Below are 20,213 nucleotides of genomic sequence, written 5' to 3'. Positions count from 1 at the left end.
TCACGCACCCGCATTAAGCCAGTCCAAAGCCTCGCTGCGCGATGTGAAAAAGCGGGTCGGGCAAGGCGGGACATGCACTCCGAGGAAGAAGTTCGCCAGGACCCGGTCTACAGGCGACGTACCTAGCAAAGCGATGCGCGAAGCGCCGCAGGGAATGGACCACACGCCCCGGGCCTCCCGGCTAACGGAAGCGACCGTGGCCATGTCCACCAGCATTGGATGCTGCTCCTGCTGGCAGAGCTCGTTGACTTTCGCCATGGCCGCCCGCGCATCCTCAACCTCAATGGCGACTCCGGGCCGCCAGCGCAGATGGAGATATCCGTCGACGGTCAAATCGACCGTGGCCTTTTCACCGTCCGCAGTATCCGGTATCACGATCACGTCCTCCCCCGACCAGGCCGCCGAACCAAGCTGCGCTGTCGCTAGTTAACAAGTAGCAATCGCCAACCCCGATAGCGTAGCTTCCCGAGCATTGGTCCTCAAGCCCTCGCGTTGACTCATAAAAAACCTCCGCGTAGCCGCATACGTTGCCTCATGGGAAAGGGTCCGGGAAGGGTGGCCGCGGAGATCCTTGAGGGATGGGATTGACGATGGGTGAACGCAAAGCCGTGACGAAGCACCTGGCCGAGTCCTACCGGGCCGGTGACCGGGCCAGGAAGGGGCGGATCCTGGATGAGCTTGTCGAGCTGACCGGCTGGCACCGGGACCATGCCCGGGCGGTTTTGCGGCATGCGCTCGATCCGCCGCGGCCACGGCCCGTCAGGCCGGGACGCGCCCCGGTGTATGGGGCCGACCTGCAGGACGGTCTCGTGCTGTGCTGGGCGGTGCTACGGGGCCCTGCGGGCAAGCTGCTGGCCCCCATGCTGCCGGATCTCGTGCCGATGCTGCGGGCAGAGAAGGTCCTGGACATTACCGACGGGCAGGCAGCGATGCTCGCCCGCATGAGTGCGGCGACCATTGACCGCCGGCTGGCCGGTCAGCGGGCGAAGCTCCTGCCGCATGGCCGGTCCCATACCAAGCCCGGATCTTTGCTGAAGTCCCAGATCCCGATCCGCACCTGGGCCCAGTGGGACAGCGCTGTGCCGGGTTTCGTCGAGATCGATCTGGTCGGCCACGAGGGCGGCGCCGCGTCCGGGCAGTACTGCTTCACCCTCACGGTCACCGATATCGCTACCGGGTGGACGGTGAACCGGTCCGTGCCGAACAAGGCACAGAAGCACGTCTTCGCGGCCCTGCGGCACGTCCTGGCGGTCTTCCCGTTTCCCGTCATCGGCATCGATTCGGACAACGGCAGTGAGTTCATCAACAACGAACTCTTCGAGTTCTGCCTCGAGCACCGCATCACCTTCACCCGGTCGCGCCCGAGCAACAAGAACGACGGCGCCCACGTCGAACAGAAGAACTGGTCCCGGGTCCGTGAGCTTGTCGGCTACCTGCGCTATGACACCGCCGCGGAACTGGAGCTGCTCAACGAGATCTGGGAGCTGGACCGGATCTTCACCAACTACCTGCTGCCCCAGCAAAAGCTCATCGCCAAGGTCCGCCACGGAGCCAAGGTCAGCAAAACCCACGACCGGGCGGCGACCCCGCACAGGCGCGCCGTAGCAGACCCCGCCGTGGCACGGATGCCCGTGATCCGCATGAACGCCCAATACAAGAAGATCAGGCCGGCCGCGCTCTCACGGCAGATACTGGCCCTCACCGGCCAGCTTGAAACCATCGCCACCGCCAAACAACCGGCACCGATCAAACCCGCTGTGAACGAACGATGGAACCACACCAGCCGGAGGTTTTCACATGAGGCAACGAATCAACCTTCCCGGAGGTATTGACGTGAGGCAACAGGGCCCTGCTCCTACGCATTGACCGATTTCGAACGGCCCGGGTCTCAACTGGGCCTTTTGTCCCGATCCCCCCGGCTCTACGTGGGTAGAATCGAGGCCTGAACACTGCCGGAACGCATCAGACGGAGAAACAATGTCAGCATGGCTCGAAGTCGGCCCTAACAACTACGTGTTGGAGACCGAAGGGTGCCTGCTCAACACAGGCCTCGTTGTAGGTACGGAACGAGCCATGGTGATCGACACCGGTTGCGGCCCCCGCCAAGGCCGGCAAATCCTCGCCGCAGTCCGCGAAAAGACCCAGCTGCCTCTCGTCGTCGTAAATACCCACGCCCACTACGACCACTACTTCGGTAACGCCGTTTTTGCCGACGACGGCGTCACGGAGTTTTGGGGGCACGTCAACTGTGCCGCGACCATCGACGACGACGGCGACCACCAGCGCCGCTTCGTCTCCGCCACCGAACCGGAGATGGCCGCGGGCAAGGGCGACGCCGTCGAACTCGTCATCCCCAACGCGATCGTCAAGGATCAGCCCGTCCTGGTGGACCTCGGCGGCCTCACAGCCACCCTGTTCTACCTGGGCCGCGGCCACACCGACGGCGACCTCCTGGTAGGCACGCCCAGCACCCTTTTCGCCGGTGACCTCGTGGAACAAGGCGCGCATCCCTCGTTCGAGGACTCCTACCCGGAAGATTGGGCAGACGTCCTGCGCCACATCTCGGCCCTGCGCCACCGCTACGAGTTCCTCATCCCCGGCCACGGCAAGCCCGCCAGCGACCAGTTCGTGAAGACCATGGCCAACACCATGTCCACAGCGGTACGGCAAGCAAGGCAGTCGATCCGGGACACGCCGTCGGACGCTACCAAGGCGATCCCGGTGCTTCCCTACGGACCCGAGCAATCACGCTGGTTCATCAAGCGGCTCCAGGAGACGACGCAAGCACACCACTAAGGGGTGTGATTGAAGGGTCAGCGCTGGGGAGGCGGGGTGCTCTTGAGCCGCGGTGCGCATGCTGCGCCTACGAGCAGGGCGAGTGCACCCAGTCCCAGCGGTAGTCCGCCCAGGGTGGCAAGGCTTCCGACTATCAGTGGTCCGCCTGCGTCGCCGAGTTCCCTGCCGAGCTCGGCGGAGCCCATGGTCCTGCCCATCCGGTCGTCGGGCGTGGTGTCGGCCAAATGGGCGAACGCGAGCGGCGTGGCTGTTCCGATCCCGGCCCCGATCAGCAGGGCGGCGACGAACAGGGTGATTGGTCCCGGGACGGTGGCTACGATTCCGATGCCCGCGGCGGTGAGCAGCAGCCCGGACCGCATCCCCACTGCATCGCTGATCCCTTGCAGGTCACGCCGCGTCCCTATCCATGGCGAGGTGATGGCCGAGGCGATGGCCAGCACGCTCACTGCGGCCGTCCCGGCGACGGGATCGAGTCCGTGCCGGATGGCCAGGGCCGGCAGGAACCCGATGGCAGCCCCAAGGGCGCCGGTGGATGCCGCCAGCACTGCCGTGGGCACGAGGAAGCGCCGTTCGGTGATCTGCCGGGCGAGGTCGAGGACGGTGTATCGGATGCGGGGAACCGGGTCGAACCGTGGCAGGCTCACCGCCACCCACGAGGCCGTGGCCGCTGCCAGGGCTGAAAGGGCCACAAAGAGCAGTGCAAAGCCCCCGACATGGATCAGGCCGGCTCCGAGGAGCGGGCCGATGATGTAGCCGAGGCTTTTCCAGGATCCGTAGCGGCCAAAGAATTTCCCCGAGTTCTTGCCGCCGGCCAGGCGTGCCACGGTGGCCGATGAGGCGGGTGAGAATGCCGCTGCTGCCGCGCCCTGGCCCAGACGGGCGAGGCCCAGCACGAGCGGGTCGGCGCCCCACAAACCCACGAGCGAGAAGGCAGCGAACGCCAGTAGGCCGCCGACGATGACCGGTTTGGGTCCTATCCGGTCGCTGAGGGCACCGAAGACGGGTTTGAGAAACACCTCGGCCAGGTCGTAAACGGCCAGCAGGATGCCCAGGTTCAGCAGGCTCAGGCCGATGTTCCCGCTCTGGGCTCCTATTCCTGAAGCAATGCTGTGGGCCCCGAATGCGGTCACGAATCCCGCTGCGTAGAGAGGCATTGTCGGCTTTTGGATCGGCAGGGCCGGGCTGGTGCGGCTCACTGGTGCACCTCCCGGTAGACAAGGTCTGAAAATTCTTCAAGGACCGCGGCGCACCGAGCAAGTTCGGTCTCCGCTTCATCGACCAGCCGGCTAGCGAAGACCGCCTTGGACCGATTGCTCCGGAACCACCGCCGAAGCCTCTCCAGGCTCTGCTCTTCTTCCTCCAGTTCGGCGAGGGTAAATTTGCGCTTCGCGATTTCCTTGGCGATTTCTTCGACGAATTTGCCGCAGTCCGCCGAGAACTCGGCCCACTCATCGGCCCTGGCCGCGTCGAAAAGCCTGCGAAGCTGGACGGCGTCCGCGTCGTCGGCGTTCGTCGTCAGCATGAGCAGCTCGCCGTCGCCGGCCCTGGCGAGTTCACGGGCCTTCTCGGCGCCCGCGCGGCACACCGGAACGTCCGGAGCGGTCCAGGCACCCTGTCCCACGGGAACCGCGCCGAAACGGCGAAGCTCCCTCCAGACGGCCACCCGGTGCCTGGAGGGTTGGGAGGGAACTTGGACGATCATCACAAGCCAAGACGGACTCGGTTCATTGGTCACAGGTGTAAGTGTAACGACTGTTACAGTCTCACGGTAGGGGAAGCGTCATCAGTGGGTGCCGGTTTCGTGGACGGCGTGGCCGGCGGGTTCGAGCTGGAAGGTGGAGTGTTCGACGTCGAAATGCCCGGTCAGGCAGTTCTGCAGCTGGTCAAGGATGAGCGGGGCGTGTCCGTCGTGGAAGCAGCTCTCGTCCAGGACGACATGCGCGGACAGGGCGGGAAGGTCCGAGGTGACTGTCCAGACGTGCAGGTCGTGGACGTCATGCACGTGCCCGGTTTCGAGGAGGTGTTCCCTGACCTGGGCCAGGTCAACACCTTCCGGCGCGCCTTCCAGGAGGATCCTCCCGGAGTCCCGCAGCAGCCCCCACGCGGCGTGCAGCATCAGGGCCACCACGATGAGCGACGCAATGGCATCGGCGCGGGTAAAACCGGTGGTCAGGACGACGAGCCCGGCCGCCGCCGTCGCAATGAATCCGTAGAGGTCGGTCAGGATGTGCTGGAAGGATCCCTCGACGTTCAGGCTGGACCGGTTGGCTTTGGCCAGCACCCACACCGCCACGAGGTTCACGATGATCCCGAAGATCGCGACCACCAGGACCGGTCCGCCCTCGACGGGCGGCGGATCAAGGAGGCGGTGGATGGCCTCCACGGCCACGAGAGCGCTGATGACCAGCAAGGTGATTCCGTTGGCGGCCGCGGAGAGGATTTCCGCGCGCTTGAATCCGAACGTCCAGATTCCCCGCGCCGGACGGGCCGCGAGGTTGATCGCCCACAGCGACGCGGCGATCGCCCCGGCGTCGGTCAGCATGTGCCCGGCGTCCGAGAGCAGCGCCAGTGAGCCGGAAACGACGGCGACAATCACCTCGACGATCATGAACCCGACAATCAGTACCAACGCGATGACCAGATAGCGACGGTCCGCGTTCGCTGCTATTGCGTGGCTGTGGCTGTGGCTGTGGCTGTGGTTGTGGCTGTGGCCGTGGGCGTGGTGCTTGGCTGGGTTGCCTGGCGCGTCGTGGTTGTGGGTGCTCATTGGCCTTTGGCCTCCTTGGCCGTGCGCTCGGGGTGAACGGCGACGGTGTGGCCGGTGTGGGTCAGCCCCAGGTCCAGCAGCATCCGTACATGCGCATCATCGAGCCGGTAGTACGCCATCCGGCCGCGCCTCGAAACGGAAACCACCCGGTGGGCGCGCAGCAGCCGCAACGCATGGCTGACCGCACTCTCGCTCATCGCCGTCGTCGCGGCAAGGTCGCACACGCACAGTTCTCCGCCTTCCAGCAGCGACGTCAACAGCCGCAAGCGCCCAGGGTCGCCGAGCAGGGAGAACACGTCGGCCAGTTCGGCAATGTCATGATCCGAGGGCAGGGCCGCGCGGACGATTTCGACCCTGTCGGGGTCGACAAGTTTCACGCCGCATTCGTCGACAGCTTCACGGGCAACCACGGGACCTCCAACATCTGAACAGGTATTCAGATGTCAGTATAGGGGACACGGTTCCAGGGGTTGGCAGCTGGGAACTTCGTAACAGTTATCCTCCTTGTTGCCCGAGCGAAACAATCGCGGCGTACGCTCCCCACATGGGGAACAAGATGATTGGGCTGTCGGCTCGTGAATCGAAGCGGGAAATTCGAAAGCAGCGCCTTCAGGTGCTTGCATACGTGGGGTTGGCGATCCTCGCTGTGGCGACCGTCGCCGTCGTCGTACTAGCGCTCCGACGCTAGGGGTTTGGGCAGCGGCGTTAACGCGAACAGGCAGTAAGTGCCCTCTGGGAGCGATTTTGGGGGCATTTACTGCCTGTTCGCGTCGTTACTCGTTTCCACTACTTGCCCGCTGCGGGCACCCGACTGCTCACCACTCGAAAATTACTTGATTGAATCTTTAACCAATCTTCGAGAAAAGCTAGCGGGAACCTTGCGGCTTCCTAAAAATCCTGCCGGAAAGTAGAGGTCATCGGACAGCAAAGCCCCGGTCACACGGGCTTCAAGAAACGGAAAACATCATGGGTCTCAACCTGAAAACCACCACCGGCAAAGTCATCGCATCCCTGGCCCTGGTCGGCACTGCTGCCGGCGTGGCAGGACTGGGAACCTACGGTGCCTTCACCTCCAGCACCTCCGCCAGCAACACCGTCGCCTCCGGCATCGTCAACATCGCCCTCGGCGCAACCGGCACCACCAACCGCCTCAGCGTCGCCGCCTCCGGCCTGGTCCCCGGCGACACCGTCCAGCGCGTCGCCACCCTCAGCAACGCCACCGGAAACCAGAACCTCTCCGCGATCACCCTGACCACCGCGGCCTCCCCGACCTCCCTGCTGGACACCAACACCACCATGGGCCTGCAGGTCGCCGTCGATGACTGCTCCACCGCCTGGACCGAAGCCGGCACCGCCCCCGCCTACACCTACACCTGCTCCGGCACCACCACCTCGGTACTGGCTTCCCGCCCCGTGATCGGAGCCAACGTCGCCCTGGCCAACCTGACCTCCATCACCGCCGGCCACACCGACAACCTCCGCGTCACCCTGACCCTGCCCTCCACCGCAGACAACACCCTCCAGAACCAGAGCAGCACCATCGCCTTCAACTTCACCGGCACCCAGCGCACCGCCACCAACCAGTAACACCCCCCACCCCAGCCAGCCCTCCGCCGTCGAGCCCCCCTGAAAACGACGGCGGAGGGCCTCCCCGTCGAAACCCCATCACGAACAGGCAGCAGATGCCCTCTCGAAGCGATTTTGAGGGCATCTGCTGCCTGTTCGCGCGTCAGGAAGCCGGTGCGGAAGCCGGTGGGGTGAGGATTTGGGCCGGGGTCAATCTTGCCCAGGGGGAGTCCGGGGCGCCTTGGACTGCGGCTTCCGGACTGTCGCCCTGAGTCCACCACTTGGCCTCGAATGCGGATCCTTCGAAGAGAATGCGGTCGCCCTTGTGATAGATGGTCTCCGGAACCCATGCCGGGAAGGTCCCCGCAGGCACCGTCCCCTTGGGGCTCGGCCTGTCCCCGGGCAGCACCGGACCCACGAGCTTCCACGGAGTGGCACCGCCCTGCAGGACCGGGTTGTCCGGAACGTCAGCACGGGTCCACCATTTCGCCTCGTACACGCTGCCGTGCCAGACCACCCTGTCAGCCGCCGTATAAGCGGCGTAAGTGCTCCATACCGGATAGGGGCTCGTTGCCGGGTCATCGGTGGGGGTGGCGGTTGCACTACTTGAGGCAGTGACCGTAGGCGATGGAGTAATAGTCGGCGTAGGCAGTGCCACGTCATGGGCAAGCGTGGTCGAGAACAGCTGGGAACCCTGAACCACCCCGCTGCAGCTGTCCGAGACCTTGGTCAAATCCGGGTAGTTGGGGCTGCAGGTCCTGTCCCTGTTCATGGACCACATTGACAACCTGCCAAGGCCCTTGTCCTTGACAAAACTGTTCATGGTGGCGCCGTCATCGAGGGTGAATATTTCGCCGGCGATATCGTTCTGGCCCACCATGACGGTCAAGCCAAGTTTGCGCCAGAGGGTTTCGCTGCCAAAGTCAGTTCCGGCGTTGCGGTAGAGGGCGGCCAGCTGATCGTGGGCGGCATCCGCGGCTGACTCCGAGGCCCGGGACATGCTCCAAGCTGCAGGCTTACTGGCGCCGAAATCCATCGTCATGATGTTTACACCCTCCAGATCGACCCCGCCGGACAGGGTATGCGCCACGATGGCCTGGCCTTGGCTTGTGAGGCCGTTCGGGTCGGCGGCAAGGGTCAGCCAGACGGCGAGGGACTTGCCGCTGGCTTTGCGTTCCTTCTGGAGGGCGGCAATGGCTTGGGCCCGTCGGTCGGCAGCGGCCATGTCGCCCAAGGCGACGCCTTCGACGTCGAGATCTACCGTCGCGACGTCGTAGCGGTCCACGACCTGCCGGTAGGCGTCAGTCAGGGCCTTTGTGTCTTTGCAGGAAACTGCGAGTTCGTTGTTGTTCATCCCGCCGAAGGAAACCGCGGTTGCCCCGCCAAGCTGGCGGAGCCGGGCGATCCTCCGGTCCAGATCGAGGTCCGAAGCTGCCTGGTCGGGGCTGTACGCCGCACCCCAGGACGGGGCGCAGTCCTGCTTCGGATCGGCGACGACGAAGGAGAGCACCACGGCTTTCGCGCTGGGCACGGCTGGATCTTCGAACGCGAACCGGGGCGTCGCCGTCACGTCCACGTAGCCGGAGAACACCGAAGGCATGGATGCTGCGGCACTGACATCCTGGACGTTGCGGAGGCCGAGGTAGCCGGCGGTGACCGCCGCGACCACGATGACGCAAAGGATGCCCAAACGCAGGACGGACAGCCGTCGGCCGGGAAAGCGCTTAGACACAGAGATACCCCTAGAACTTGTGAATAGGACTTCACGGATGTCTGGGAAAGATCTCACTCCCCGGGAAGCGCCGCATCTTGCGTAGCATTTCCATGAGTTCTGTCGGAACTCCGCGTTGTTCGCCTATCATAGGGGCGCACTGGAGTGCGGTCCGTTACATTACGCCCGCATTGTGCCGCGCGCCCGCTGGGGGTGCACGGACAGCGAATGGGGATTCATGTCGGATCAGATCGTGCTGCTTCGCCCCGATGAACAGGGAACGGCGGACGGGCAGTCTTCAAAAGCCCGAAAGCGTCAGTGGGGCGCGGAAAAACGCTCTGAACCGCTCTCGATCGTCCATCCTGCGCCATCGCGGCGGAAAATAGTCCTCGGCCGCATCGCCGTCCTCACCACCGTGCTCGCCTGGGTCGGCTATGTGGTCACGACGGTGCTCAAGCAGCTGGTGGACAACCCCGGCGCTGGATTCCGCTTCGGCGCAGAAACCCTCTCCTACTTGGTAGTGGTGTCCTTCCTGACGTTCTCGGCGTTGATGTACCTCACCGCCCGCCAAGGCGCCCTGACCCGCTTTCGGGCCCACCGGCGTGTTCCACGAGGGGAACTGGACCGGCACTTCTTCGACTACTCCGAGGGCATCACCGTGCTGATTCCTTCCTACGCGGAAGAGCCGGAAGTGGTCCGTGGGACCATGTGGTCCGCGGTCCTGCAGGAATTCCCGGACCTGAGTGTTGTGCTGCTTCTCGATGACCCACCCTTCCCGGAAGACCCCGACGTGCTCCGGCGCCTGGAAGCCACGCGCGCGCTCGCAGGCCAGATCACGGAAACACTCCAGGAACCGGCGGCGAGGGTCAACGCCGCCTACGCGAGGTACCGCCGTCGTCGTGATCAAGAACCTGAACTAGACCCCGGCACCGAGGTTGAGCGGCTCATCGCCGAATACCAATACGCCGCCGAATGGCTCGAAGCCATGGCCGAGACCGAGTCCGTCGGGGACCACGTGGATGAGTTCTTCGTGGATCTGGTCCTCATGGGCCTGGCCCGGGAACTACGTCTGGTGATCCTGGCCCTGACGGCCGCCAACGCCCAGCGGACCTCTCCCGGGCCGGAACGCATCGCTGAACTGTACGCACGGCTGACCTGGATCTTCAACGCCCGGGTGTCAACGTTCGAGCGGAAGCGGTTCGCGAGCCTCTCCCACGAGGCCAACAAGGCCATGAACCTGAACGCCTACCTCTCACTCATGGGCGGGACCTGGCACCCGGAACAGACCGCGGACGGGACCGTCTTGCGGCCCGCAGGGGTCGCTGGGCCGGCAGGGGTCGCTGGGCCGGCAGGGGTCGCTGGGCCGGCAGGGGTCGACGACGGCGACGCGCTCTCGATCCCGGACACCACCTACGTCCTGACCCTGGATGCGGACTCGATGCTGCTGCGCGACTACTGCCTCCGCTTGGTTCATCTCCTCGAATCCCCGGGAAATGAGCAGGTAGCCGTCACCCAGACCCCGTATTCCTCCTTCCGCGGCGCCCCGACCCGGATCGAGCGCATCGCCGGGGCCACCACAGACATCCAGCACATCCAGCACCAGGGCATGACCCAATACGGCGCCACCTTCTGGGTGGGCGCGAACGCCGTGATCCGCAAACGCGCCCTGGAGGACATCGTAGAGATCTCCACTGTGGGCGGCTTCGAGGTCAGAACCTACATCCAGGACCGCACTGTCATCGAAGACACCGAGTCCAGCGTGGACCTCGGTAAGCATGGCTGGACCTTGGCCAACTACCCCGAACGGCTCAGCTACAGCGCCACCCCGCCGGACTTCGGATCGCTCGTGGTGCAGCGACGGCGCTGGGCCAACGGCGGCCTGCTGATCCTGCCCAAACTCTGGGAACAGATCCGCAAGCGCCGAGGCCAAGCCAGGCCGGTCCTCTTCCGCGAAATCCTGCTGCGGGTCAACTACATGGCCTCCATCACCTGGGCCAGTTTCGGGTTGCTGTTCCTCCTCGCATACCCCTACGACAGCCGTCTCCTCAGCCCCTTGGTCTTCCTTGCGGCCCTGCCCTACTTCCTGGCCATGGGAAGCGACCTGCGGGACTGCGGCCACAGGTTCAGCGACATCTTCCGGATCTACGGATTCAACCTCGTTCTCCTGCCGGTCAATCTCGCCGGCGTCCTGAAGTCCCTCCAGCAAGCGCTCACGGGAGACAAGATCCCGTTCGTCCGGACCCCGAAGGTCAAAGACCGTACCGCCGCGCCGGCCCTCTACGTCCTCGCTCCGTACCTGATCGTTGCGTTCTCCCTGCTGACCGTCTGGCGCAACTGGGAACTCGGAAACTGGGGCAACGCCGCCTTCGCCGCCTTCAACGCCGTGATGGCCGCCGGTGCTATCCGGGCCTACATCGGACTGGCCAACTCCGGAGTGGACATGTACCTTGGCGTGCTGAACTGGCTATACGTCGAGCCCAAAAAGCCGAAAGCACTGCCCCCGGCCATCGTTCCCAAAACTCCGGAACAGGTCGACTGGGAGTCGCTGCTCTACCACGGTGACCGCCGCCTGAACCGCGACCTCCGGGGCAAGAACGACCGCCGGAAACGGGCCGGATCGGCGTAGGGCTACGCTGGCCTTGGGCGTCGGAGTTCCGGCTCCGCAAGGGCATTCGGAGAGGGCACAATGAATCCACTGGCAGTGGTCTTGGGATCCACCGGGTATATCGGGGGACGCCTCGTCCCGCGCCTGCTCGAGGCCGGGTACGACGTCCGGGTCCTTGTACGGCACACGAACAAGCTCGACGACGTCCCCTGGGCAGACCGCGTGGACGTGATGATCGGCGACCTCGAGGATGTCGACTCCCTGCGGCAGGCGTTTGCCGGGGCCGGCGTCATCTACTACCTGGTGCACTCGATGGGCCATTCGGGCCATCGGTCTTTCGAACAGACAGAAAGGCTCTGCGCCGGCAACGTCGCACGCGCGGCGGCCGACGCCCGGGCTGGACGGATCATTTACCTGGGTGGATTGCACCCGGAAGGAACTGAGCTCAGCCGGCACCTCCGGTCCCGCAAGGAAGTGGGCGACATTTTCCTAGCGGAACCGCACGTGCCTGCGATCGTGCTTCAGGCCGGCGTCGTGATCGGTTCCGGTTCGGCGTCGTTCGAAATGATCCGGCAACTGACCGAGGTGCTGCCCGTCATGGTGGCTCCGCGATGGGTACGGAACAAGGTCCAGCCGATCGCGATCCGCGACGTGCTGTATTACCTCGTCGCAGCAGCTGGACTCCCGGCCTCGCTCAACCGCACCTTCGACGTCGGCGGCCCGGATGTCCTCCGGTACGACGAGATGATGAACGGCTACGCCGCGGAAGCGGGCCTGCGGCGCCGGCCGGTGATTTCCTTGCCCGTCCTGACTCCATGGTTGGCATCCCAGTGGGTCAACCTCGTCACCCCCATACCGCGTTCCTTGGCAGTGCCCCTGATCGGATCCCTCCAGCAAAACTGCGTGGTCGGGGAGCAGGATATCCATGAATATATAGATCCGCCCGAAGCCGGACTGCTTGGATACCGGGAAGCCCTTCGCCTGGCCCTGGCGCGCGAGGCCGCCGGAGAAGTGGAAACCAGTTGGCAGAACTCCTCCGTTCGCGGTGCCCCGAGCGATCCGCTTCCCACTGACCCGCAATGGGCCGGACACCTGGTGTACCAGGACAACCAGGAGCAGCTCACCACAGCCACCCGGCAACAACTGTGGCAGGTCATAGAAGGCATCGGCGGAGACAACGGCTGGTACTCGTTTCCCTTGGCTTGGTCCGTGCGCGGCTGGATGGACAAGCTCGTGGGTGGAGTCGGGCTTCGCCGCGGGCGGCTCAATCCGACCCGGCTGAATACGGGGGACGCGCTGGATTTCTGGCGCGTGGAGCAGATCGACCGCGGCTCACTCTTGCGCCTCCGCGCGGAAATGAAGGTACCCGGGCGGGCCTGGCTGGAAATGCGGGCGGAGGAGACCGAAGGCGGAGCCCGCTACCGGCAACGGGCTATCTTCTTCCCCAAAGGCTTGGGTGGACGGTTGTACTGGCTGGCGGTGCTGCCCTTCCATGGCGTCATCTTCAAGGGCATGGCCAACCGCATCACGGCCGCAGCGGCGTCGATGGCGGACGACGACGATCCCGCGTTGCCTTAGCGGCCTTGCCTTAAATATCGACAAGTGTGAATATTTACGTGTGTCTATGCATTTGGAGTTAACGCCCGTCGAGACGGTGGCGTGTTGTTCGCCGCTGTCCAGGGAGCCCTTGTCGGAGTCCGAAGCCGAAGGGATCGTGCCGTTGCTGAAGGCACTGGGCGATCCAGTGCGGCTGCGGCTGATGTCCCTCGTGGCGTCCCACGAGGGCGGCGAAGCCTGCGTGTGCGACCTCAACGACGCCTTCGAGCTGTCACAGCCGACCATCAGCCACCACCTGAAGGTCCTGCACGAAGCGGGCCTCCTCGAACGCGAAAAGCGCGGCGTCTGGGTTTATTACCGCGCCCGCACCGACGCCCTGTCCGGACTGGCGGCCCTGATCGGTGGACAGGGCCAATGAGCGTGCTGACACGCCGGGCCGTGGCTGAGTTCGCCGGCACCGCCTTCCTGGTCATGGCCGTGGTGGGCTCAGGGGTCATGGCCTCGCGACTTTCCCCGAACGACGTCGGACTGCAGCTTCTGCAGAACAGCGTCGCCACCGGCGCCGCCCTCGTCGCGTTGATCCTTGCATTGCAGCCGGTCTCGGCATCCTTCAACCCTGTGGTCACTTTGGTGGAACGGGCCCTGGGAATCCTTGATACGCCCACCGCGTTGGCACTGGTCGCCGCCCAGTTCGCTGGAGGCCTGGCCGGAACCGTGCTCGCCAACCTGATGTTCGGCCTCGACGCCGTGACGCTCTCCACGCATCAACGTGCCGGGGGAGGACTGTGGCTCGGCGAAGTAGTCGCCACCATCGGGCTGCTCCTGGTCATCTTCGGCACCATCCGCTCCGGGCGGTCCGAGCGGGTTGCCTTTGCCGTCGGCGGTTTCATCACGGCCGCCTACTGGTTCACCAGCTCCACGAGTTTCGCGAACCCCGCCGTGACCGCAGCCCGGACCATCACAGACACCTTCGCGGGCATCGCCCCGGCCTCCGCTCCGGCGTTCATCCTCGCCCAGTTGCTGGGTGGCGCCGCCGGGTTCCTCCTGATCCGCGCCCTGTACCCGCGCGTTCCCGCGCCCTTGGCCGCTTCTGCGCCTTTGCCGGCTCCCGCGCCCGGCCCCGAATCCGATCGAAAGGTCCTCTCATGAGCATTGAATCCGTCAGGAAACCCTCCGTCCTCTTCGTCTGTGTCCACAACGCCGGCCGTTCCCAGATGGCTGCCGCCTTCCTCACGACCCTTGGGGAAGGCCGGATCGAGGTCCGCTCCGCGGGCTCCCAGCCGGCAGACAGGGTCAACCCGGCCGCCGTCGAAGCCATGGCCGAACTCGGAATCGACATGTCCGCCGAAATCCCCAAGATCCTCACCACGGAGGCCGTAAAGGAATCGGATGTCGTCATCACCATGGGATGCGGCGACGAATGCCCGTACTTCCCGGGCAAGCGCTACGAGGATTGGGTCCTCGAAGATCCGGCCGGCCAGGGCCTGGACGCCGTCCGCCCCATCCGGGACGAGATCAAGAGCCGCATCGAAGGCCTGATCGAGTCCCTCAACGCCGCCGCGTAAGGACACATTCTGCTGGATCACCGCCGAGGTATCGGAGGAGAATCCGCGTGTTTCCGGGGGATAAGGTCCGGGCGACCCCGAGTGATCCAGCAGAATCCGTCGCGCCGCCACTCGCGCCGCCACTTCCGCCGTCGCTGCGACAAAACCGGGCCCAAACCCAGAACCAAAATCCCAGCCAAAACTGCCCGGCACGGCCCGCATGTCAGGTTTGGGGCCCTCGCCACCTAGACTTGCTGGTTGAAGCAATCTAAACGAGAGCCGCGGTGCACAACGCCGCGAGTCTTAGGGGACAAGACCATGCCGGATTCTTTGGACAACGAAGCCAGCGCCGCTGCATCGAACGAAGGGCAGCCCGACCTTCGTCGACGCCGCGATCGCCGTCGCGCCGAGGGTGACCCCTGGACAGGAACTATGCCGATCATTACCCCGAACGATTCCGACGCACCCGCATCCACGTCTGCCCCGCTCCAAAGCAGATCCTGGGCCGAAGCGGCAGCAGCCGCCGACGCGTCCGCCGGAACGGTAACGGACCACGCGGAAACAGGCCGCGAAGGCTCGACCAGCGGTGACGCGAGCCGTGAGGAACCACGCCGTGAGATCCCGACGGCGGCAGCACCGGCGTCGGGCGCTGCTTCCCCGGCTGCCGCACGAGCCGGGCGCGCCGCAGCCGCGAACGCTCCCATCTCCGACTTCATCTCCTCCCCGGGTTCCTTTGTGCGGGAACAGAAGCCGCGGCCCATCGGCGGCTTCCGCGGCATGCTCTACCGGCTGACCGGCGGCGCCTGGAACCTCGGGCCCAGCGCCAAGCAGCGCGAAGAGGACGAACTGGCGCGGCGCATTTCCCGCCAACTCCAAGGCAGCTACAACACGGCCGTCCTGAGCCTCAAGGGCGGGATCGGCAAGACCTCCACCACGGTGGGCGTCGGCCTTACCTTGGCGGAATTCCGCGGCGACCCGCCCTGCGCCATCGACGCCAACCCTGATTCCGGCGACCTCGTGGAGCGCGCCTTGGGCGAGGGCATCTACCAGAAGGCCACGCCGCGCACCATCACGGACCTGCTCAAAAACGTCGACAACGTCGATTCGCTCACGGCGCTGGCCCGGTACATGCACCATGCCGGCCGACTGCACCTGATCGCCGGCGAGCAGGACCCGGAAGTTTCGGATTCACTGACCGCCGAGGAATACCTGCGGATCCGCCAGCTGATCTCGGGCTACTATTCCATCGCGCTGACCGACTGCGGGACCGGCGTCACGCACAATGCGATGAGCGGCATCCTGCAATCGGCCGACAACCTCATCATCGCCGCCGGCTATGCCGTGAGCGGTGCCAAGCGTGCCCGCAGCACCCTTCAATGGCTCGCGAGCCACGGCTATGAGGAACTCGCCCGCAACGCGATCGTGGTCATCACGGACAAGGACGAGGTGTCGTCCCGCGTGGACAAGGACGCCATCGAGGAACACCTCGCCGGGATCTGCCGCCAGTTGATTGCCGTGCCGCACGACAGGGGAGTGGCCGACGGCGACCTGGTCACCCTGGACGTCCTGCGCCCCGACACCCGCCGCGCGTACAAGGAGATCGCGGCCGCGATCGTGGACGGGTACGTGTAGCGCCTCCGCTTTGGCGGCCCCCGCCCAACTAGCTCGCATTAGATGTCGTTTAGACGGCTCATAACGACATTAACTGCCAGTCAGTTGGGGTGGGGCTACTTGGGTGTTTCCTAGAGTGACGCTGTGGACACTCTATTCATTACTTGGTTTTACGCGGGCAAGAGCGGGTTATTACTCGACTACTACGCGGATTGCAAATTGTCGCTTCCGTCGGGATTTCCCTAGAGTTGCACCTGGACGTCATTCGCTTTGCGGGGCGACCTCGCCATGACCGGGAACTGGGCCCGGGCATGGTGCACCCAATTCCGTGCCTTCATGACACCCAGCTGCGCCCGTTTCTGAACCCGAGGCCAGCACCCAGGAGCCTCCTTGATTCCCAAAAAACTTGCCTTGATGTTTGCTGCCGTGCTTCTCCTCGGACTGACGGGTGCCACTGGCGCCCGCCCCTCCGCCAACACAGCGCCCGACGCCGCCCCCGCACCCATCGCGAACGCCGCACCCGCCGCTGAGGTGGCCCCGCTCGCGACGCCGGCTCCAGCACCTCCCGCCGTTCCGCAGCCTGCCGCCGCACCCGCGCCCGCCGTCGTACCCCAGGCTGCAGCCGTACCCCAAGCCGCCGCCGTACCCCAGGATGCTCAGGGCGGCTCCGTGAAGGTGCTCGACACCACCGCCGCCATCACAGACCCCAACTGGTTCCGCCAGGCCTACGCCGAGGGCTTCCGTCTCTACGTGATGCACTCCACCGCCTGGGGCACGTGCACTCCGTGGCAACAGACCCAAGCCCAATTGAAGATGGCGCTCGACGCCGGCCTCAAGATCGCGGTGTACACGCGTGACGCGTCGTGCTGGCAGAACGGGATCAAAGCCGCCGGCCCGTACACGTCCCAACTGCAGTTCTTCGCCCTGGACATCGAGCCCGGTGGATCCTTGGTAACACGGGCCATGGTGGATGGCGTGCGGAGCCTGGGCGTGCGGCCCGTGATCTACAGCGGCAGCGGCATGTGGCCAGGCCTGATGGGCAACAGCACCGCATTCTCGGACGTGCCACTCTGGGATACCGACACGAGCAACCTCAACTACTCCAGCTGGACCGCGAACTACCTGACGCCGGCACCTGTGCAGTACGGCGGCTGGAACACGGCAAGCACCATGCGCGTGGGGATCCAGCAGAAGTTCGAACACACCCTGAACGGGATCAACGTTGACCTGAACTCGTTCAACGCGAGCTTCCTGAAGTAGTCACGAAAGTAGTGTCCTAGGGCAATAGTCCTAGGATGAAAGGGATGACCACCACCAGCACCCTTCAGCCCTTCAATCTCCGCAGCATTGCCTTGCCCGCCTTTGGGCCCGCCCTGCTGTTCTGTATCGGCGAAGGCGCGGTGCTTCCGGTGGTGGCATTGTCCGCTCGCGACCTCGGTGCTTCCGTGGCCGTTTCCGCGTTGGTGGTCACCCTGATCGGGCTGGGGTCCTGGTTCTTCAACCTGCCCGCTTCGCTCATCACCATCAAGTTCGGCGAACGATGGGCCATCGTCGCCGCGGGCGCCGCCGGAGCGTTGGCCTTGTTGGCGGCCGGATTCGCGCCGCTCCTTGCGCACAACGGCATCTGGCTGCTCGCCGCGGCGATGACCGTCGTCGGGATGTCCACGAGCGTCTTCAACCTTGCGCGACAGAAGTACCTCACGGAAGCCGTCCCGGTCATCTACCGGGCACGCGCCCTCTCGACGTTGGGCGGCGTGACCCGGATCGGCGTGTTCATCGGCCCGTTCGTCGGCGCGGCCGTGATGCAGTTCGCCGGCATCAGCGGCGCGTATTGGGTTGGCGTGGCGGGCATGGCGGCAGCCGCGGTGCTGTCCCTCACCATCCCGGACCTTGTGTTGCCGGACGACGTCGACGGCGGGCGGAAGGGTCCCGAGCCCACCCTCCGTGGCGTCGCGGTTTCGCACGCGGGCGTGTTCCTGACGGTCGGTACCGGAATCCTGCTGCTCAGCGCGCTGCGGGCCTCACGCCAGGTGGTCATCCCTTTGTGGGCGGACCACTTGGGATTGGACGCCACACACGCGTCACTGATTTACGGCTTGTCCGGCGCGATCGACATGCTGGTGTTCTATCCGGCCGGCAAGCTCATGGACCGCAAGGGGCGCATGTGGGTCGCGGTACCGTCCACCCTCATCATGGGCGCGGCGTTGTTCCTGATGCCGTCGTCCGCCGAGTTTGTTGGACTGTTGCTGGCCTCGCTGCTGATCGGCTTCGGCAACGGCATCAGCTCAGGACTCATCATGACTCTCGGCGCCGACTTTTCCCCGGAGAAGGGTCGAGGGCAATTCCTCGGCTTGTGGAGGTTCATCTCCGACGCCGGTGCCACAGGCGGGCCCGTTCTGCTCTCGGCACTGACGGCTGCAATATCGCTCGCGGCGGGCGTCTGGGCCACGGGCTTCCTCGGCGTGGCCGCCGCGGCGGTGTTCAGCGTCGCGCTCCCGAAACTCAAGCACCGCAGGAACTACTGATCCCCACCGCCTCGCCGGCGTGGGCCCCACTGGCTCGCCGCTGTGGGCCCAAATGACTCGCCGGTGTGGGCCCAACTGGCTCGCCGGTGTCGGCCCAACTGGCTCGCATTAGATGTCGTTTTGGGCCCTGAAAACGACGTTAACTGCGAGCTAGTTGGGTATGCAGCTCCCAGACTCCGGTCAGGTGCCTCCGGTATGGTGGATTGGATGTTCTCAGTCATCGCGCCTCCGCATCGTGCCCCCACTGCGAATCCGACTGCTGGGAAACCCGTCACGGACAACGCACCGCCGCTACGTTCCGGGGCGGAGAATCGCCTGCCAAAGAGCGAACCAAAGCAGTCCCGGCCTGATCTCGCTACGCTGACCGCACTGCGTTTTGTTGCGGCTCTGTGGGTGGTGTTCTTCCACCTTCAGGCCATGCAGCACACCTTCCTCGCCCCCGTCTATGAGCTGCTCCGGCCCATCATTGCCAATGGCGACCTGGGCGTGGACGTGTTCTTTGTGCTCAGCGGCTTCATCATCACCTACACCTACCTGGACCGGTTGGGCCCGCGCTTCCGCTGGCGGGTTGCAGCGGACTTTGTCTGGGCCCGGTTCGCCCGCATGTGGCCCGCGTTCGCCCTGGTGGTGGGCGTGTTGGGCCTGTGGTTCGTATATGGGACGGCGCAGGAATCCGTGCGCGAATGGTCCCTCCAGACCCAGGCTCCGGACCTGTCTCCGTGGGGGCTGGCCAAGCAGCTGCTGATGATGCATCTCTGGTTCCAACCCGGTACCGACGGCGCCAGCTGGTTCGGTCCGGGATGGACGGTGAGTGCCGAGTGGCTGGCCTACTTGGCGTTTCCGCTGCTGGCGCTGGTCCTGTTCCGGCTGCGCCGGCTGCATCCGCTCGCGGCGCTGGCCGGCTCCGTGCTCGTTCTCCTGCCGACAGCCATCTGGGGTCCCGACCTGCCAATCGCCACGGATGAGGACCAGCCGTACCAATGGCTGCTGCGGATCGCGTGCTGCTTCATTGCGGGCGCTTTCGCTTGCATCGCAGCTCGGAACGCTGATCGCATGAAGTTCAATCCCGCCTTGGCCGGTCCCGGCGCCCTGCTGACCGGGACCGTCGTCGTGATCTTCCTGGCCACGGCCGGGAAACCCGGCCCGGGGCGGCTGGCCGTGCTTGCCTTCCCGCTGCTCATTGCGTTGCTTAGCCTGACCCGCGGCTGGCTCCGCTCGGCGTTGTCGGCGCGGTGGCTGCAATATGGCGGCCACAGTTCCTACAGCCTGTACTTGGTCCACATGTTCTTCATCTACCTCTTCTACTGGCTCATCAAGGACTGGCCGCATGGGGCCGGCCCGGTGGCGGAGAACTTGCTCGGGGCGGCGTGCCTGCTCGGGATTGCCTTGGCCACCCATCTGCTGTTCAAGTACGTCGAGGAACCGGCCCGGCTCCGGCTGCGCGCAATGGTGCCGACGGCGGGGGCCGCGAGGGCGGCTAGGGCGACTGCCGCCGTCGGGCACTCAAGCCGTGGCAGCGGCCGTCCGTGAA

General features: G+C 65.2%; 18 protein-coding genes. 12 read left to right on the top strand and 6 right to left on the bottom strand.

Translation table 11 applies throughout. The features are described from left to right. On the bottom strand, positions 1-375 hold the full coding sequence (locus LFT47_RS17015; protein ID WP_236812483.1) for a DUF7793 family protein: 375 nt from the start codon (positions 373-375) through the stop codon (positions 1-3). Positions 376-590: 215 nt separating this feature from the next. On the opposite strand from LFT47_RS17015, the gene LFT47_RS17010 reads away from it, so the two are divergent. Together LFT47_RS17010 and LFT47_RS17005 are read left to right on the top strand one after the other, a co-directional pair. Continuing rightward, positions 591-1,832 (top strand): integrase catalytic domain-containing protein, encoded by a 1,242-nt coding sequence (locus tag LFT47_RS17010; RefSeq protein ID WP_236812481.1) that lies wholly within the window; start codon positions 591-593, stop codon positions 1,830-1,832. 145 nt (positions 1,833-1,977) lie between these two features. Beyond that, complete coding sequence (locus LFT47_RS17005) at positions 1,978-2,796, top strand: MBL fold metallo-hydrolase (protein WP_236812480.1); 819 nt, start codon at positions 1,978-1,980, stop codon at positions 2,794-2,796. A gap of 17 nt (positions 2,797-2,813) precedes the next feature. On the opposite strand, the gene LFT47_RS17000 is transcribed toward LFT47_RS17005, so the two are convergent. Genes LFT47_RS17000 through LFT47_RS16985 form a run of 4 tightly spaced genes read right to left on the bottom strand, consistent with a single transcriptional unit; the run spans position 2,814 to position 5,973 of the window. Next, the gene (locus LFT47_RS17000; RefSeq protein WP_236818662.1) at positions 2,814-3,950 is read right to left on the bottom strand and encodes an MFS transporter; all 1,137 of its coding nucleotides are present in this window, start codon (positions 3,948-3,950) and stop codon (positions 2,814-2,816) included. A gap of 38 nt (positions 3,951-3,988) precedes the next feature. Beyond that, positions 3,989-4,531 (bottom strand): Chromate resistance protein ChrB, encoded by a 543-nt coding sequence (locus tag LFT47_RS16995; protein WP_236812479.1) that lies wholly within the window; start codon positions 4,529-4,531, stop codon positions 3,989-3,991. A 48-nt stretch (positions 4,532-4,579) separates the two neighbouring features. Then, the gene (locus LFT47_RS16990; protein ID WP_236812478.1) at positions 4,580-5,563 is read right to left on the bottom strand and encodes a cation diffusion facilitator family transporter; all 984 of its coding nucleotides are present in this window, start codon (positions 5,561-5,563) and stop codon (positions 4,580-4,582) included. Next, positions 5,560-5,973 carry an ArsR/SmtB family transcription factor gene (locus LFT47_RS16985; RefSeq protein WP_236812477.1) on the bottom strand — a complete coding sequence of 138 codons (414 nt, stop codon included), beginning with the start codon at positions 5,971-5,973 and terminating at the stop codon, positions 5,560-5,562. Before LFT47_RS16985 ends, LFT47_RS16990 begins: the two co-directional genes overlap by 4 nt. 556 nt (positions 5,974-6,529) lie before the next feature. On the opposite strand from LFT47_RS16985, the gene LFT47_RS16980 reads away from it, so the two are divergent. Continuing rightward, positions 6,530-7,150 (top strand): CalY family protein, encoded by a 621-nt coding sequence (locus LFT47_RS16980; RefSeq protein WP_236812476.1) that lies wholly within the window; start codon positions 6,530-6,532, stop codon positions 7,148-7,150. Between the two features lie 142 nt (positions 7,151-7,292). Here the strand turns inward: LFT47_RS16980 and LFT47_RS16975 are convergent, their stop codons facing one another. Next, on the bottom strand, positions 7,293-8,861 hold the full coding sequence (locus tag LFT47_RS16975) for a chitinase (protein ID WP_236812475.1): 1,569 nt from the start codon (positions 8,859-8,861) through the stop codon (positions 7,293-7,295). 217 nt (positions 8,862-9,078) lie between these two features. On the opposite strand from LFT47_RS16975, the gene LFT47_RS16970 reads away from it, so the two are divergent. The 9 genes from LFT47_RS16970 (at position 9,079) to LFT47_RS16930 (ending at position 20,212) form a co-directional block, all read left to right on the top strand. Then, positions 9,079-11,466, top strand: a complete 2,388-nt coding sequence (locus LFT47_RS16970; protein WP_236812474.1) for a glycosyltransferase family 2 protein — start codon at positions 9,079-9,081, stop codon at positions 11,464-11,466. Between the two features lie 60 nt (positions 11,467-11,526). Beyond that, on the top strand, positions 11,527-13,023 hold the full coding sequence (locus tag LFT47_RS16965) for an SDR family oxidoreductase (RefSeq protein WP_236812472.1): 1,497 nt from the start codon (positions 11,527-11,529) through the stop codon (positions 13,021-13,023). A gap of 46 nt (positions 13,024-13,069) precedes the next feature. Beyond that, positions 13,070-13,420, top strand: coding sequence for an ArsR/SmtB family transcription factor (locus LFT47_RS16960; protein ID WP_236818661.1), 351 nt, complete (start codon positions 13,070-13,072; stop codon positions 13,418-13,420). Then, positions 13,417-14,151 (top strand): aquaporin, encoded by a 735-nt coding sequence (locus LFT47_RS16955; RefSeq protein WP_236812471.1) that lies wholly within the window; start codon positions 13,417-13,419, stop codon positions 14,149-14,151. Before LFT47_RS16960 ends, LFT47_RS16955 begins: the two co-directional genes overlap by 4 nt. Further along, a complete protein-coding gene (locus LFT47_RS16950; protein WP_236812470.1) occupies positions 14,148-14,567 on the top strand; it encodes an arsenate reductase ArsC in 420 nt (139 codons plus the stop codon). The genes LFT47_RS16955 and LFT47_RS16950 overlap by 4 nt, the downstream gene beginning before the upstream one ends. Positions 14,568-14,864: 297 nt before the next feature. After that, positions 14,865-16,178 (top strand): MinD/ParA family ATP-binding protein, encoded by a 1,314-nt coding sequence (locus LFT47_RS16945; RefSeq protein ID WP_236812469.1) that lies wholly within the window; start codon positions 14,865-14,867, stop codon positions 16,176-16,178. Positions 16,179-16,547: 369 nt separating this feature from the next. Beyond that, positions 16,548-17,417, top strand: coding sequence for a hypothetical protein (locus LFT47_RS16940; protein ID WP_236812468.1), 870 nt, complete (start codon positions 16,548-16,550; stop codon positions 17,415-17,417). Between the two features lie 44 nt (positions 17,418-17,461). Beyond that, a complete protein-coding gene (locus LFT47_RS16935) occupies positions 17,462-18,682 on the top strand; it encodes an MFS transporter (protein WP_236812467.1) in 1,221 nt (406 codons plus the stop codon). A 417-nt stretch (positions 18,683-19,099) separates the two neighbouring features. Next, positions 19,100-20,212, top strand: a complete 1,113-nt coding sequence (locus LFT47_RS16930; protein ID WP_236812466.1) for an acyltransferase family protein — start codon at positions 19,100-19,102, stop codon at positions 20,210-20,212. The last annotated feature ends 1 nt before the right edge of the window (position 20,213 follow it).

It is taken from the genome of Arthrobacter sp. FW306-2-2C-D06B, from assembly GCF_021789175.1.
Classification (GTDB): Bacteria; Actinomycetota; Actinomycetes; order Actinomycetales; family Micrococcaceae; genus Arthrobacter.
Note: the sequence above shows the minus strand (reverse complement) of the source record. Positions and strands in the feature narration are given on the sequence as shown.

Excerpts from the sequence above, each read along its gene's own strand:
- LFT47_RS17010 (WP_236812481.1), top strand. The coding sequence starts at position 591 with ATGGGTGAACGCAAAGCCGTGACGAAGCACCTGGCCGAGTCCTACCGG.
- LFT47_RS17005 (WP_236812480.1), top strand. The coding sequence starts at position 1,978 with ATGTCAGCATGGCTCGAAGTCGGCCCTAACAACTACGTGTTGGAGACC.
- LFT47_RS17000 (WP_236818662.1), bottom strand. The coding sequence starts at position 3,950 with ATGCCTCTCTACGCAGCGGGATTCGTGACCGCATTCGGGGCCCACAGC.
- LFT47_RS16990 (WP_236812478.1), bottom strand. The coding sequence starts at position 5,563 with ATGAGCACCCACAACCACGACGCGCCAGGCAACCCAGCCAAGCACCAC.
- LFT47_RS16980 (WP_236812476.1), top strand. The coding sequence starts at position 6,530 with ATGGGTCTCAACCTGAAAACCACCACCGGCAAAGTCATCGCATCCCTG.
- LFT47_RS16970 (WP_236812474.1), top strand. The coding sequence starts at position 9,079 with ATGTCGGATCAGATCGTGCTGCTTCGCCCCGATGAACAGGGAACGGCG.
- LFT47_RS16965 (WP_236812472.1), top strand. The coding sequence starts at position 11,527 with ATGAATCCACTGGCAGTGGTCTTGGGATCCACCGGGTATATCGGGGGA.
- LFT47_RS16960 (WP_236818661.1), top strand. The coding sequence starts at position 13,070 with ATGCATTTGGAGTTAACGCCCGTCGAGACGGTGGCGTGTTGTTCGCCG.
- LFT47_RS16955 (WP_236812471.1), top strand. The coding sequence starts at position 13,417 with ATGAGCGTGCTGACACGCCGGGCCGTGGCTGAGTTCGCCGGCACCGCC.
- LFT47_RS16950 (WP_236812470.1), top strand. The coding sequence starts at position 14,148 with ATGAGCATTGAATCCGTCAGGAAACCCTCCGTCCTCTTCGTCTGTGTC.
- LFT47_RS16945 (WP_236812469.1), top strand. The coding sequence starts at position 14,865 with ATGCCGGATTCTTTGGACAACGAAGCCAGCGCCGCTGCATCGAACGAA.
- LFT47_RS16935 (WP_236812467.1), top strand. The coding sequence starts at position 17,462 with ATGACCACCACCAGCACCCTTCAGCCCTTCAATCTCCGCAGCATTGCC.
- LFT47_RS16930 (WP_236812466.1), top strand. The coding sequence starts at position 19,100 with ATGCAGCACACCTTCCTCGCCCCCGTCTATGAGCTGCTCCGGCCCATC.